The sequence below is a fragment of the Vibrio inusitatus genome, assembly GCA_024346935.1.
Taxonomy (GTDB): Bacteria; Pseudomonadota; Gammaproteobacteria; order Enterobacterales; family Vibrionaceae; genus Vibrio; species Vibrio inusitatus.
Window position 1 is genome coordinate 19369 of sequence record AP024878.1, and the last position, 14050, is coordinate 33418.

The following is a 14050-nucleotide window of genomic DNA, read 5'->3' on the forward strand; positions in this document are numbered from 1 at the left end:
CTAATCCCTCTTATTGATTACACGCTGGTGGCTTGTTGGTTTGCGTAAAAGCTATCGCCAGAACTGGCCATTGAGTAAAGTAGCTGTGGTGCTTTGTACAGTGGACCTAGCGATTGATACTGTTCACATAGTGTTAGATAGCTTTTGATGCCCAAGCTGTCTAGGTAGCGGAATACGCCTCCTCTAAATGGTGGGAATCCCAAGCCGTACACTAGAGCCATATCCGCTTCTTGTGGTGAGGCAATAATGTTTTCCTCAAGACACAGCACAACTTCGTTGATCATTGGAATCATCATACGATGAAGTACCTCTTCATCACTGAATTGCTTAGTGGGTGCGTTTAGTGTTGCTAAGTGCTCACTAACCTCAGGGTTGAAGGACTTCTTAGGCTTACCTTTTCTATCGGGGTGATATTCGTAGAAGCCAGCGCCATTCTTTTGACCATAGCGTTTTTGCTCAAATAGAACATCAATCACATCAGTACCTTGCTTTGCCATTCGCTCTGGAAATCCTTGAGCCATTACTTGCTGAGCATGATGCGCCGTATCTAGTCCAACAACGTCGAGCAAATAGGCGGGTCCCATTGGCCAACCAAATTTACGCTCCATTACTTTATCGACATGCTGAAAGTCAGCACCATCGTTGACTAACTGGCTAAATCCGTTGAAATATGGGAATAGAACGCGGTTTACAAAGAACCCAGGACAATCATTGACCACTATGGGTGATTTACCCATTTTGGCGGCATAAGCCACAACACGATTAATAGTTTCGTCTGAGGTTTTCTCCCCACGAATAATTTCCACCAGAGGCATTCTATGTACAGGATTAAAGAAGTGCATGCCGCAGAAATTTTCTGGGCGTTCCAATGATTTCGCTAGAAGGTTGATAGGAATGGTGCTGGTGTTAGAGGTAATTACCGCGTCTGTACTTGCGTGTTGTTCGACCTCAGCCAATACACTTGCTTTGACTTTAGGATTTTCAACAACCGCTTCAATAATGACATCAGCTTGCTCAATACCTGCGTAGTGAAGGCTCGGTGTAATAGAGGTGAGAACCCTAGCCACTTTATCAGGTTTAATGCGCCCTCGTTGTAGACGACTGTTTAGCAATTTTGAGGCTTCATCCAAGCCCAGATCTAAAGAGGGTTGTGCAATATCCTTCATTAATACAGGAACCCCTTTGAGTGCGGATTGGTAGGCGATACCGCCCCCCATAATGCCTGCACCAAGTACGCCTGCTCGCTCCGTGGATTTGTTTGAAGCTTTAGCGGCTTTTTTAGCGAGCCCCTTTATATATTGGTCATTAAGGAATAACCCTACTAGTGAGGTCGCGACTTCTGTTTGAGTCAGAGCAATGAAGTTTTCTCTTTCTATATTGAGCGCCTCATCACGAGCAAATCTAGCTGCGTTTTCAATGGTTTTAACCGCCATCATCGGTGCGGGATAGTGAGGGCCAGCTTTTTGAGCAACGAGGCCTTTGGCTGTTGTAAAGCTCATCATGGCTTCTAGTTTTCCTAAGCCTAGTGCTGAGGTTTTTTGTTTGCGACGAGCTTGCCAATCGATGGCGCCACAATTGGCGTCATGTATAAGCGAAACAGCTGAATCAAATAGCTTATCGGTATCTACAATGGCATCGATTAAACCAATTTTGAGTAATTCTTCTGCTCGCTTTGAGCTTCCAGCAGTAATGATTTCCATTGCACTGTCAGCACCAATGAGACGTGGCAGTCGAACGGTTCCACCAAAACCTGGCATTATGCCTAGCTTGGTTTCCGGTAAACCAATGTTGGCAGTCTTATCTGCTAAGCGAAAATCGGTAGCTAAGATAGCTTCACAACCACCACCAAGAGCATGCCCTTTAATGATAGAAATGGTTGGAACGGGTAAGTCTTCAAGGTTATTAAAGATGGAATTAGCGAACTGCAGCCACTGGCCTAATTCTTCTTTGGGTTTAGCAAAAAGTCCCAGAAACTCTGTAATGTCGGCACCAACGATAAAGGTGTCTTTATCGCTCGTAACAATTACACCCTTGAGGTCTTGATGTTGTTGTAGTGATTTAATGCCAATATCAAGAGATTCTAGTGTTTTAAGGTCGAGTTTATTGACGGAGTTCGCCCCACTAAAGCATATTTCTGCTATGCCATCTTGATGTTGTTTGACCGTGAGGGTCTCTGCTTGATAGATCATCCGTGTTCTCCATGAGTCGGGTCAGCCTTAAAGGCGAGCTAAAGATCGTGGTAAGACCAGTTAAGTTTGACCATATAATAAGCAAAATTCAATACATTTGTTCAACAAGTCATTAACAATCGTTACTCCGGTCACTATTAATCGAAATGCGTTCTCGTGATAAACTAATAGGATTACCTAAACAAAACATAGATCTAATGAACGCCTCTCCTTATCTAATACCCGCAAAATCAACGATTTTTGAAGAAGAGATCAAGAAGAGCCAGTTTATTACCTACTTGGCTCACACTCCGTCTATAGAACAAGCCAAAGCATTTGTGGATGAAATAAAGGCGAAACATAATGACGCGAGACACAACTGCTGGGGATTCGTTGCTGGTCGCCCTGAAGACTCAATGAAGTGGGGATTTAGCGATGATGGCGAACCTTCTGGTACAGCAGGGAAACCTATACTGGCTCAGTTAACTGGCTCGGGAGTAGGTGAGCTCACTGCAGTAGTGACTCGTTACTATGGTGGTATTCGGTTAGGGACTGGTGGGCTTGTTAAAGCCTACGGTGGAGGGGTTCAACAAGCCCTTAAACTACTTGAGACAATTGAAAAGAAAATCACAACTCAGTTAATAGTAGAGGTTGATTACTCTCTCATATCATTAACTCAGTCTATTATGGCGCAGTATGAGGCAGTGGAAATATCAGCCTCTTACGATATCAAGGCTAAACTGATTGTGGAGATTGAAGTCCTTAACGAAAGTGACTTTATCCAAACCATGACTAACAAAACAGGGGCGAAAGCCTTAGTTTCAAGGATGAGCTAACCCAAGTATGCAGTTTCGTTCCATTATTCGAATAGTAGGTCTGCTACTTGCGCTGTTTAGCGTATCTATGTTGGCACCTGCAGGGGTTGCTCTAATTTACCGAGATGGTGCAGGTGTGCCCTTCGTGGTGACCTTTATCATTTTGTTGATATGTGGTTTTGCCTGCTGGTTTCCCAATCGGCATCATAAGCGAGATTTAAAAGCGCGCGATGGCTTCCTTATCGTTGTTTTGTTTTGGACGGTTATCGGAAGCGCAGGTTCGTTACCTTTTCTCGTTATCGACAATGCCGCTGTAAGTGTTGCCGATGCTTTCTTTGAATCCTTCTCTGCATTAACTACGACTGGCGCCACCGTAATTGTTGGGTTAGATGAATTACCCAAGGCGATGCTTTTTTATCGACAGTTTCTACAGTGGTTTGGGGGGATGGGGATCATTGTATTGGCGGTGGCTATACTGCCCGTTTTAGGTATCGGTGGTATGCAGCTCTATCGTGCAGAAATACCAGGGCCAGTTAAAGACAGCAAAATGACGCCTAGAATTGCAGAAACAGCTAAGGCGCTTTGGTACATCTACCTGAGCTTAACGGTAGCATGTGCTATTGCATTTTGGATGGCCGGTATGACTTTCTTTGATGCGGTTGGGCATAGTTTTTCTACCATCGCGATAGGAGGGTTCTCTACTCACGATGCAAGCATGGCTTACTTCGATAGCTATGCGGTGAATATGATCACCGTAGTTTTCTTACTTATTTCTGCGTGTAACTACTCTTTGCACTTCGCAGCATTTGCCTCCGGTGGAATCCACCCTAAATACTATTTAAGAGACCCTGAATTTAGAGCCTTTATAGGTGTTCAGGTCATTCTGTTTGCTATTTGTTTCTTGGTGCTACTTAATCATCATAGTTATGACACCTACTATGAAGCGTTTGACCAGGCTTTGTTCCAGAGCGTGTCCATCTCCACGACAGCCGGATTTACTACTACGGGTTTTGCCGAGTGGCCACTGTTCTTACCTGTGCTTTTACTCTTCTCTTCTTTTATAGGCGGGTGTGCGGGTTCAACGGGTGGTGGTATGAAGGTAATCCGAGTACTGCTATTAACGTTGCAAGGATTTCGTGAACTAAAGCGTCTTGTTCACCCTAGAGCCGTATTTACGATCAAACTGGGTAATAAAGCGCTCTCATCGAGAGTCATTGATGCCGTCTGGGGCTTCTTCTCAGCGTATGCGCTGGTATTCGTTATTTGTATGCTGGCATTGATTGCAACGGGTATGGACGAATTGACCGCATTCTCGGCTGTAGCTTCAACATTAAACAACTTAGGCCCGGGTCTAGGTGAAGTATCTCTGCATTACGGTGATATAAGTGACTCTGCGAAATGGGTCTTGGTTGTCTCTATGTTGTTTGGTCGACTAGAGGTCTTCACACTATTGATCCTATTTACTCCTGCATTTTGGAAAAGTTAAAGGAAGAATCATTGAAAAAGGCAGCATTGTTGTATTCCACCTGCGATGGACAGACTCGTAAGATATCCGCTCATATAGAGGGTGAACTAGAAGGGTTTGAATGCGAGTCTTTTGATCTAGCCTCGATAGATACCTTGGATTTACTCAAGTTTGACCGTGTAGTGATTGGTGCTTCTATACGTTATGGGCACTTGAACAAGAAACTGTACCAATTCATTCAAAAGCACTTAGTACAATTAGAGCAGGTGAATGCCGCTTTCTTCTGTGTGAACCTAACTGCGAGAAAGGAAGACCAAGGTAAAGATACTCCAGAGGGGAGTGCGTACATTAAAACCTTCCTAAAGAAATCACCATGGGAGCCCAAGCTAATAGGAGTCTTTGCTGGAGCTCTACGTTATCCACGCTATAACTTCTTCGACAAATTTATGATTCGCTTCATTATGTCTATGACGGGTGGAGAAACAGATACAACTAAAGAAGTTGAGTATACCAACTGGAAAAAAGTCTCTTTATTCACGAAAAAAGTAGCAGAAATGGACAGTAAATAGTCACTTTTGACCTTTGGTGATGCAAAATTAGCCGAACGACAATAAATTCAAAAAAAACGTCAAAAAAGGCTTGCCAATGTGACTCAGCTCTCTATAATGCGCCTCACTGACACGGCAATGGCGACAACGCTTCGCAGTGTTTCAGTAGGCTAAGTAGCTGAATCATTTGAGTTTAACTTCTCTTCGAAAATAAATTCAAAAAAGTGTTTGACACTGAGATTCAAATCGCTAGAATGGCCGTCCGCTTGAGAGGTAAGCCTCGAAAGCAACGCTCTTTAACAATTTAAACCTATCAATCTGTGTGGGCACTCGTTGATGATAATCGAAAAGATTTATCAATGAACTGAGTGACCAATACAATGATTTTTAATCATTGGCACAGTCAATTCATTATCGTTCTGTTGGAACGATAATAGCTTTAAAATTACTTCTTACTTTCGAGTAAGGAACAGTTTTGAAGTCAGTATTCATTGAGCCGGTCGAAAGACCAAAAAAACTTTAATTGAAGAGTTTGATCATGGCTCAGATTGAACGCTGGCGGCAGGCCTAACACATGCAAGTCGAGCGGAAACGACAACATTGACCCTTCGGGTGATTTATTGGGCGTCGAGCGGCGGACGGGTGAGTAATGCCTGGGAAATTGCCCTGATGTGGGGGATAACTATTGGAAACGATAGCTAATACCGCATAACGTCTACGGACCAAAGAGGGGGACCTTCGGGCCTCTCGCTTCAGGATATGCCCAGGTGGGATTAGCTAGTTGGTGAGGTAATGGCTCACCAAGGCGACGATCCCTAGCTGGTCTGAGAGGATGATCAGCCACACTGGAACTGAGACACGGTCCAGACTCCTACGGGAGGCAGCAGTGGGGAATATTGCACAATGGGCGAAAGCCTGATGCAGCCATGCCGCGTGTATGAAGAAGGCCTTCGGGTTGTAAAGTACTTTCAGTCGTGAGGAAGATATATAAGTTAATAGCTTATGTGTTTGACGTTAGCGACAGAAGAAGCACCGGCTAACTCCGTGCCAGCAGCCGCGGTAATACGGAGGGTGCGAGCGTTAATCGGAATTACTGGGCGTAAAGCGCATGCAGGTGGTTTGTTAAGTCAGATGTGAAAGCCCGGGGCTCAACCTCGGAACCGCATTTGAAACTGGCAGGCTAGAGTACTGTAGAGGGGGGTAGAATTTCAGGTGTAGCGGTGAAATGCGTAGAGATCTGAAGGAATACCAGTGGCGAAGGCGGCCCCCTGGACAGATACTGACACTCAGATGCGAAAGCGTGGGGAGCAAACAGGATTAGATACCCTGGTAGTCCACGCCGTAAACGATGTCTACTTGGAGGTTGTGGCCTTGAGCCGTGGCTTTCGGAGCTAACGCGTTAAGTAGACCGCCTGGGGAGTACGGTCGCAAGATTAAAACTCAAATGAATTGACGGGGGCCCGCACAAGCGGTGGAGCATGTGGTTTAATTCGATGCAACGCGAAGAACCTTACCTACTCTTGACATCCAGAGAACTTTCCAGAGATGGATTGGTGCCTTCGGGAACTCTGAGACAGGTGCTGCATGGCTGTCGTCAGCTCGTGTTGTGAAATGTTGGGTTAAGTCCCGCAACGAGCGCAACCCTTATCCTTGTTTGCCAGCACGTAATGGTGGGAACTCCAGGGAGACTGCCGGTGATAAACCGGAGGAAGGTGGGGACGACGTCAAGTCATCATGGCCCTTACGAGTAGGGCTACACACGTGCTACAATGGCGCATACAGAGGGCGGCCAACCAGCGATGGTGAGCGAATCCCAAAAAGTGCGTCGTAGTCCGGATTGGAGTCTGCAACTCGACTCCATGAAGTCGGAATCGCTAGTAATCGTGAATCAGAATGTCACGGTGAATACGTTCCCGGGCCTTGTACACACCGCCCGTCACACCATGGGAGTGGGCTGCAAAAGAAGTGGGTAGTTTAACCTTCGGGAGGACGCTCACCACTTTGTGGTTCATGACTGGGGTGAAGTCGTAACAAGGTAGCCCTAGGGGAACCTGGGGCTGGATCACCTCCTTATACGATGATTACTCACGATGAGTGTCCACACAGATTGATATGGTTTAGAAAGTAAAGAGATTTGAAGCACCTCCCAAGGTGCTTCGACAGTTTATGTTTACTCTTCGGAGTGAAGATAAATCTAGTGTCCCGTTCGTCTAGAGGCCTAGGACACCGCCCTTTCACGGCGGTAACAGGGGTTCGACTCCCCTACGGGATACCATTGGGTCGTTAGCTCAGCTGGTAGAGCAGTTGACTTTTAATCAATTGGTCGCAGGTTCGAATCCTGCACGACCCACCATTTCCTCCCCACAGAGGAAGCTGTGAATAACAGCAAAACAATGTGGGCGATTAGCTCAGTTGGGAGAGCACCTCCCTTACAAGGAGGGGGTCACTGGTTCGAGCCCGGTATCGCCCACCATCTTTAAGCATATTTCTTCTAGAAATAAAGAAGTTAGTGTGTTTAAAAATGGTTCATTTGTTTGAATCTCGCTCTTTAACAATTTGGAAAGCTGACGAACAACAATGTGATTTCATTGTTGTTCAAATTTAAAAGTTCTCAAATCCTATGTCTTTATGATGTAGGTACCAACACACATTCAAGTGTTCTTGGGAATGTACTCTTGCCAGAGTGCATTCAAATTTGAGTCCGGCAAAATCGAATGTTATCTCGCTCATAATAAAGAGATAACGCACCTTGGAAACGTCATACTACGCTGTAGCAAGCGTATTGCGTTAAGCAAGACCCTTTGGGGTTGTATGGTTAAGTGACTAAGCGTACACGGTGGATGCCTTGGCAGTCAGAGGCGATGAAAGACGTAATAACTTGCGATAAGCCCAGATTAGGTAGTAATAACCATTTGAGTCTGGGATTTCTGAATGGGGAAACCCACGTGCATAAGCACGTATCGTTATGTGAATACATAGCATAACGAGGCAAACCCGGGGAACTGAAACATCTAAGTACCCGGAGGAAGAGAAATCAACCGAGATTCCGAAAGTAGCGGCGAGCGAAATTGGATTAGCCCTTAAGCTTTTAATGCGTCAGGTGAAGAGTCTGGAAAGTCTCGCAGTATAGGGTGATAGCCCCGTAACCGACAACGCATTTTAAGTGAAAACGAGTAAGGCGGGACACGTGATATCCTGTTTGAACATGGGGGGACCATCCTCCAAGGCTAAATACTACTGACTGACCGATAGTGAACCAGTACCGTGAGGGAAAGGCGAAAAGAACCCCTGTGAGGGGAGTGAAATAGAACCTGAAACCGTGTACGTACAAGCAGTAGGAGCGCCTCGAAGCGTGACTGCGTACCTTTTGTATAATGGGTCAGCGACTTAATTTTAGTAGCAAGGTTAACCGTATAGGGGAGCCGTAGGGAAACCGAGTCTTAACTGGGCGTCGAGTTGCTAGAATTAGACCCGAAACCAGGTGATCTAGCCATGGGCAGGTTGAAGGTTGAGTAACATCAACTGGAGGACCGAACCGACTAATGTTGAAAAATTAGCGGATGACTTGTGGCTAGGGGTGAAAGGCCAATCAAACCTGGAGATAGCTGGTTCTCCCCGAAAGCTATTTAGGTAGCGCCTCGGACGAATACCAATGGGGGTAGAGCACTGTTAAGGCTAGGGGGTCATCCCGACTTACCAACCCTTTGCAAACTCCGAATACCATTGAGTACTATCCGGGAGACACACGGCGGGTGCTAACGTCCGTCGTGGAGAGGGAAACAACCCAGACCGCCAGCTAAGGTCCCAAAGTATAGCTAAGTGGGAAACGATGTGGGAAGGCTCAGACAGCCAGGATGTTGGCTTAGAAGCAGCCATCATTTAAAGAAAGCGTAATAGCTCACTGGTCGAGTCGGCCTGCGCGGAAGATGTAACGGGGCTAAGCTATACACCGAAGCTGCGGCTGCATACTTTTGTATGCGGGGTAGGGGAGCGTTCTGTAAGCGGTTGAAGGTGGTCTGTAAGGGCTGCTGGACGTATCAGAAGTGCGAATGCTGACATGAGTAACGATAAAGGGAGTGAAAAACTCCCTCGCCGGAAGACCAAGGGTTCCTGTCCAACGTTAATCGGGGCAGGGTAAGTCGACCCCTAAGGCGAGGCCGAAAGGCGTAGTCGATGGGAAACGGGTTAATATTCCCGTACTTCTTATAATTGCGATGGGGGGACGGAGAAGGCTAGGTGGGCCTGGCGATGGTTGTCCAGGTTCAAGTATGTAGGCGGAAAGTTTAGGTAAATCCGGACTTTCTTAACGCTGAGATACGATGTCGAGCTGCTACGTGCAGTGAAGTCATTGATGCCATGCTTCCAGGAAAAGCCTCTAAGCTTCAGATTATAAGAAATCGTACCCCAAACCGACACAGGTGGTCGGGTAGAGAATACCAAGGCGCTTGAGAGAACTCGGGTGAAGGAACTAGGCAAAATGGTACCGTAACTTCGGGAGAAGGTACGCTCTTGGCGGTGAAGTCCCTTGCGGATGGAGCTACTAGGAGTCGCAGATACCAGGTGGCTGCAACTGTTTATTAAAAACACAGCACTGTGCAAAATCGTAAGATGACGTATACGGTGTGACGCCTGCCCGGTGCCGGAAGGTTAATTGATGGGGTTAGACTTCGGTCGAAGCTCTTGATCGAAGCCCCGGTAAACGGCGGCCGTAACTATAACGGTCCTAAGGTAGCGAAATTCCTTGTCGGGTAAGTTCCGACCTGCACGAATGGCGTAATGATGGCCACGCTGTCTCCACCCGAGACTCAGTGAAATTGAAATCGCTGTGAAGATGCAGTGTACCCGCGGCTAGACGGAAAGACCCCGTGAACCTTTACTACAGCTTGGCACTGAACATTGACCCTACATGTGTAGGATAGGTGGGAGGCTTTGAAGACGGTACGCTAGTATCGTTGGAGCCGTCCTTGAAATACCACCCTTGTATGCTTGATGTTCTAACGTTGGTCCCTTATCGGGATTGCGGACAGTGCCTGGTGGGTAGTTTGACTGGGGCGGTCTCCTCCCAAAGAGTAACGGAGGAGCACGAAGGTGGGCTAAACACGGTTGGACATCGTGTGGTTAGTGCAATGGCATAAGCCCGCTTGACTGCGAGAATGACAATTCGAGCAGGTGCGAAAGCAGGTCATAGTGATCCGGTGGTTCTGAATGGAAGGGCCATCGCTCAACGGATAAAAGGTACTCCGGGGATAACAGGCTGATACCGCCCAAGAGTTCATATCGACGGCGGTGTTTGGCACCTCGATGTCGGCTCATCACATCCTGGGGCTGAAGTCGGTCCCAAGGGTATGGCTGTTCGCCATTTAAAGTGGTACGCGAGCTGGGTTTAGAACGTCGTGAGACAGTTCGGTCCCTATCTGCCGTGGGCGTTGGAAGATTGAAGGGGGCTGCTCCTAGTACGAGAGGACCGGAGTGGACGAACCTCTGGTGTTCGGGTTGTCATGCCAATGGCATTGCCCGGTAGCTAAGTTCGGAATCGATAACCGCTGAAAGCATCTAAGCGGGAAGCGAGCCCTGAGATGAGTCTTCCCTGGCACTTTAAGTGTCCTAAAGGGTTGTTCAAGACTAGAACGTTGATAGGCAGGGTGTGTAAGTGCTGCGAGGCATTGAGCTAACCTGTACTAATTGCCCGTGAGGCTTAACCATACAACACCCAAGGGGTTTTGTGGACTCGAAGTAAGAACTTTGAATGTGTATTAAGAACTTTTAGATATTAGCTTTCCGAATTTTAAAATTTGCTTGGCGACCATAGCATTGTGGACCCACCTGATTCCATGCCGAACTCAGAAGTGAAACATAATAGCGCCGATGGTAGTGTGGGGTTTCCCCATGTGAGAGTAGGACATCGCCAGGCTTTAAATACGTTTTTAGATTTATTAATCTGAAAACAAAAGCTAGACAAGGCATTAATAAGACCTTAACTAGTAACAATTTGTGGAGAGATGGCTGAGTGGTCGAAAGCACCGGTCTTGAAAACCGGCAACCGTTAATAGCGGTTCTAGGGTTCAAATCCCTATCTCTCCGCCACATTGCAAAAAACCGCTGACAAGTCAGCGGTTTTTTTGTATCTGTAGTATTTCTATTCCTCCTATACCAACCCCAAAATCATTTGCTGTTATTTTCTGCAATCTAAACTTTTACACGATATCCGATGCATATGTTTGCTATGCTATCGATCTATATCACAAAAAGGCACCGTTACGTGACAGGTGTAACTTTTGAAATGTAAGCTATTTTACTGAGGAGAAGTAAGGGATGGGACAGCTAGCAACCCTTGGATTTATCGCAATTGGTGGCGCTTTTGGTGCCTGTTCGCGATATTTGATTTCTGAACTGTGTGTCATACTTCTGGGACGTGGTTTTCCGTATGGTACGTTGACTGTCAATATTGTAGGTTCATTTATCATGGGAGCACTTATTGCCCTATTTGAAAATGAAGTGATTGCTGTTGATCCTTGGCGTCAAATCATCGGTCTTGGCTTCTTGGGAGCATTAACGACCTTTTCTACCTTCTCAATGGATAATGTCCTTATGTTCCAACAAGGGGACTACTGGAAGGCAGGTTTAAATATTGTACTCAATGTTGTATTTAGTATCTCTGCTGCAATGATTGGATTCCATTTAGTATTCAAAAATTAACATGTCTGCTTTGTTCTTCTCGTAGTTTATATATAATGGGACTGCTTGTCGGAGTGCTGAAGTGTTAATCACAAGATGCTGAGACCGTGAATACGGAATTCGTTGAACCTGATACAGGATAATACCTGCGAAGGAAACAAGGTGGTCATTTCGAAAAGCTATTGGGTTTTTACCTGATACTTGCACCATCAAACTATCCGACAAGCTGTGTTTTTTACAGAAGGATAGGGCGATGAATTCCCCGCTAAATAGTTTTATACAATCCCCAACGATAACACCTGCTTTTGAAAAAGCGTTTTCACTTGTTGTAAGCAAGGCTATTACAGCGGGCTTTAGCAATGTGATTACTGCGATCTCTGGTGGGGATAGCTACGTTGTCGCCACTCCAAATCAAACATTTAAGCTTGTTGCTGATAACAATGATGAACAACAGTTTTCTGCGACTATCGTCGATTCAGACAACCACCAAATTGCCTCCCTTGTAGTTCTTCATACTAAAGGGCAGGACTCAATCACTTTTAGTGGTGCTAGTTCCTTTGAGTGGGCATATAAACCTGAAGACTATCCAACCTGCAGTGATAGCTATGTAGCATGGCTTCTTATCGCTTTGTCTTTAGAATTCACTATTGAAGATGCCGCGCTTATTGCGAGGAGTGCCCAGCATGTTTCATGTGAAACATGGCCCAACCATATTAAGTTCTTTCCTCAATTAACAGCGCGCCATCATCAAGTTGTGACGAGAAAATCGACTCGATGCTATGGTTTGTATCCTGTGCTTGATAACCTTGAACTAGTCGATGAAGTCTCTAAAAGCGACGTAAACATTTTACAGCTGAGAATCAAAGACAAGTCTAATGATGCAGTATCCGAAGATATCAGACGTGCAATTCAGATCGGAAGAGAACGAGGAGTGGATGTTGTCATTAATGATTACTGGGAGCTAGCTCTAGAGCATGGAGCTTCTTGCATTCATTTAGGACAAGAGGACTTAGCGAAGTTAGCTGATAGTCGCCTTTTGAGCAGCGAAACTGGCTTAGGGATATCGACGCATGGCTACTATGAAATTATCAATGCGTTGCAGTACAAGCCTTCCTATTTGGCATTGGGACACATATTTCCGACTACTACGAAAGAAATGCCATCTTCACCACAAGGCCTAATCAAGCTCAACTTATACCAAGCTCTCATTACTTCTATTGGTGAACAACGTGGAGACATACTCCCTTCTGTTGCGATTGGCGGTATAGACCTAGAGCGAGCTCCGTTAGTTATTCAATCAGGTGTAACGAGTGTGGCTGTGGTTAGAGCAGTAACCCAAGCGCACGACAAACATGAAGTAGTAAAAAAATTCCAACAGTTATTTGAACAAAAGCATCAATTCGAAGAGGCAACTCATGTTGTCTGATCAAGAGTTTTTGCGCTATCAACGTCAGATTATGCTGCCTGAACTGGGTGAGAATGGGCAGCGATTATTGCTCGACGCTAAGGTGCTTATTGTTGGGTGTGGTGGTTTAGGCAGTGCTGTAGCGTTGCAACTTGCCGGCGCAGGCATTGGTAAACTAGTTCTTTGTGATGATGATAGTGTTGAGTTAAGCAATTTGCATCGTCAACTAAGTTACAGAGAGTCGGACCTTGGCCAAGCAAAGACAGCTGCCCTAGCGGGGCAGATTAAACAACTCAATCCATCGATTAGTACACGTAGCGTAAACAGACGCATGTCCTTAGATTTGCTGAAGATCGAAATCAGTTTAGCTGATCTCGTTATCGACTGTAGTGACAACTTCCCTACTAGACAAGATATTAATCGGGCCTGTACGGCGAGTCATACCCCGTTAGTGTCGGGTGCGGCAATTGGATGGGATGGCCAAGTTGCTTACTTTGATGGTCAGCAAAATAGCGCTTGTTATCACTGTTTATATCCGTTCAATGAATCCAATCAAGCGACCAAATGCAGCGAAGCCGGTGTAATGGGGCCGAGTGTCAATATGATTGGAAGCCTTCAATCTATGCTCGCAATAAGAGCAATTGCAGAGCCAACAACACTAACCACCGGTGAATTGATTGTGTTCAACGGGAGAGAGATGAGTCATCAAAAGTTTATGATTGAGAAAGATGAAAGTTGCGCGGTATGTAGTGAGGGAAACAACAATGAATGAAGTAATGGTAACTATAAACGACAAGCCGACCAATATTGGTATGGAGTCTAAACTTATTGACGTTTTAAATAAGCAAGGTATCCCTTCAGAGGGTTGTGCTATTGCGGTAAACAACAAGGTGGTTCCTAAATCAAAGTGGAACACCATTGAATTACAAAAGGGTGACACACTTTCTGTGTTCCGCGCGATAGCTGGAGGTTAA

8 protein-coding genes, 4 tRNA genes, 3 rRNA genes and 1 riboswitch are annotated in these 14050 nt (G+C 45.9%); of the genes, 14 read left to right on the forward strand and 1 reads right to left on the reverse strand.

The window, feature by feature from the left end:
- Window positions 1-17: 17 nt before the first annotated feature.
- Complete coding sequence (gene fadB, locus OCU48_RS00085; protein ID WP_141347026.1) at window positions 18-2189, reverse strand: fatty acid oxidation complex subunit alpha FadB; 2172 nt, start codon at window positions 2187-2189, stop codon at window positions 18-20.
- 197 nt (window positions 2190-2386) lie between these two features.
- Between fadB and OCU48_RS00090 the strand changes: the two genes are divergently transcribed.
- The 14 genes from OCU48_RS00090 to thiS all read left to right on the forward strand — a co-directional run bounded on the left by OCU48_RS00090 (window position 2387) and on the right by thiS (window position 14050).
- Window positions 2387-3004 (forward strand): YigZ family protein, encoded by a 618-nt coding sequence (locus OCU48_RS00090; protein WP_141347031.1) that lies wholly within the window; start codon window positions 2387-2389, stop codon window positions 3002-3004.
- Window positions 3005-3011: 7 nt separating this feature from the next.
- Window positions 3012-4469, forward strand: a complete 1458-nt coding sequence (locus tag OCU48_RS00095) for a TrkH family potassium uptake protein (RefSeq protein WP_141347027.1) — start codon at window positions 3012-3014, stop codon at window positions 4467-4469.
- A gap of 11 nt (window positions 4470-4480) precedes the next feature.
- A complete protein-coding gene (hemG, locus tag OCU48_RS00100; RefSeq protein ID WP_141347028.1) occupies window positions 4481-5017 on the forward strand; it encodes a menaquinone-dependent protoporphyrinogen IX dehydrogenase in 537 nt (178 codons plus the stop codon).
- Between the two features lie 499 nt (window positions 5018-5516).
- A 16S ribosomal RNA gene (locus tag OCU48_RS00105) occupies window positions 5517-7069 on the forward strand.
- Between the two features lie 126 nt (window positions 7070-7195).
- A tRNA-Glu gene (locus OCU48_RS00110) sits at window positions 7196-7271 on the forward strand.
- A 2-nt stretch (window positions 7272-7273) separates the two neighbouring features.
- Window positions 7274-7349: transfer RNA gene (locus OCU48_RS00115), tRNA-Lys, on the forward strand.
- Window positions 7350-7393: 44 nt separating this feature from the next.
- Window positions 7394-7469, forward strand: a tRNA-Val gene (locus OCU48_RS00120).
- Window positions 7470-7809: 340 nt separating this feature from the next.
- A 23S ribosomal RNA gene (locus OCU48_RS00125) occupies window positions 7810-10699 on the forward strand.
- Between the two features lie 92 nt (window positions 10700-10791).
- Window positions 10792-10907, forward strand: a 5S ribosomal RNA gene (rrf, locus tag OCU48_RS00130).
- The 16S, 23S and 5S rRNA genes sit together here with 4 tRNA genes alongside, the layout of an rRNA operon.
- An 82-nt stretch (window positions 10908-10989) precedes the next feature.
- A tRNA-Ser gene (locus OCU48_RS00135) sits at window positions 10990-11080 on the forward strand.
- Between the two features lie 228 nt (window positions 11081-11308).
- Window positions 11309-11692: a fluoride efflux transporter CrcB gene (gene crcB, locus OCU48_RS00140; protein ID WP_141347304.1), complete on the forward strand. Its 384-nt coding sequence runs from the start codon at window positions 11309-11311 to the stop codon at window positions 11690-11692.
- Window positions 11693-11731: 39 nt separating this feature from the next.
- Window positions 11732-11845, forward strand: a riboswitch (TPP riboswitch).
- Window positions 11846-11924: 79 nt separating this feature from the next.
- Entirely contained in the window at window positions 11925-13097 is a 1173-nt protein-coding gene (locus OCU48_RS00145) for a thiamine phosphate synthase (protein WP_141347305.1), read from the forward strand.
- Window positions 13087-13848, forward strand: coding sequence for a HesA/MoeB/ThiF family protein (locus OCU48_RS00150; RefSeq protein WP_141347306.1), 762 nt, complete (start codon window positions 13087-13089; stop codon window positions 13846-13848). The genes OCU48_RS00145 and OCU48_RS00150 overlap by 11 nt, the downstream gene beginning before the upstream one ends.
- Window positions 13841-14050, forward strand: coding sequence for a sulfur carrier protein ThiS (gene thiS, locus OCU48_RS00155; RefSeq protein ID WP_141347307.1), 210 nt, complete (start codon window positions 13841-13843; stop codon window positions 14048-14050). Before OCU48_RS00150 ends, thiS begins: the two co-directional genes overlap by 8 nt.

Coding starts and splice junctions, on each gene's coding strand:
- crcB (WP_141347304.1), top strand. CDS start 11,309: ATGGGACAGCTAGCAACCCTTGGATTTATCGCAATTGGTGGCGCTTTT.
- thiS (WP_141347307.1), top strand. CDS start 13,841: ATGAATGAAGTAATGGTAACTATAAACGACAAGCCGACCAATATTGGT.
- fadB (WP_141347026.1), bottom strand. CDS start 2,189: ATGATCTATCAAGCAGAGACCCTCACGGTCAAACAACATCAAGATGGC.
- OCU48_RS00090 (WP_141347031.1), top strand. CDS start 2,387: ATGAACGCCTCTCCTTATCTAATACCCGCAAAATCAACGATTTTTGAA.
- OCU48_RS00145 (WP_141347305.1), top strand. CDS start 11,925: ATGAATTCCCCGCTAAATAGTTTTATACAATCCCCAACGATAACACCT.
- OCU48_RS00150 (WP_141347306.1), top strand. CDS start 13,087: ATGTTGTCTGATCAAGAGTTTTTGCGCTATCAACGTCAGATTATGCTG.
- OCU48_RS00095 (WP_141347027.1), top strand. CDS start 3,012: ATGCAGTTTCGTTCCATTATTCGAATAGTAGGTCTGCTACTTGCGCTG.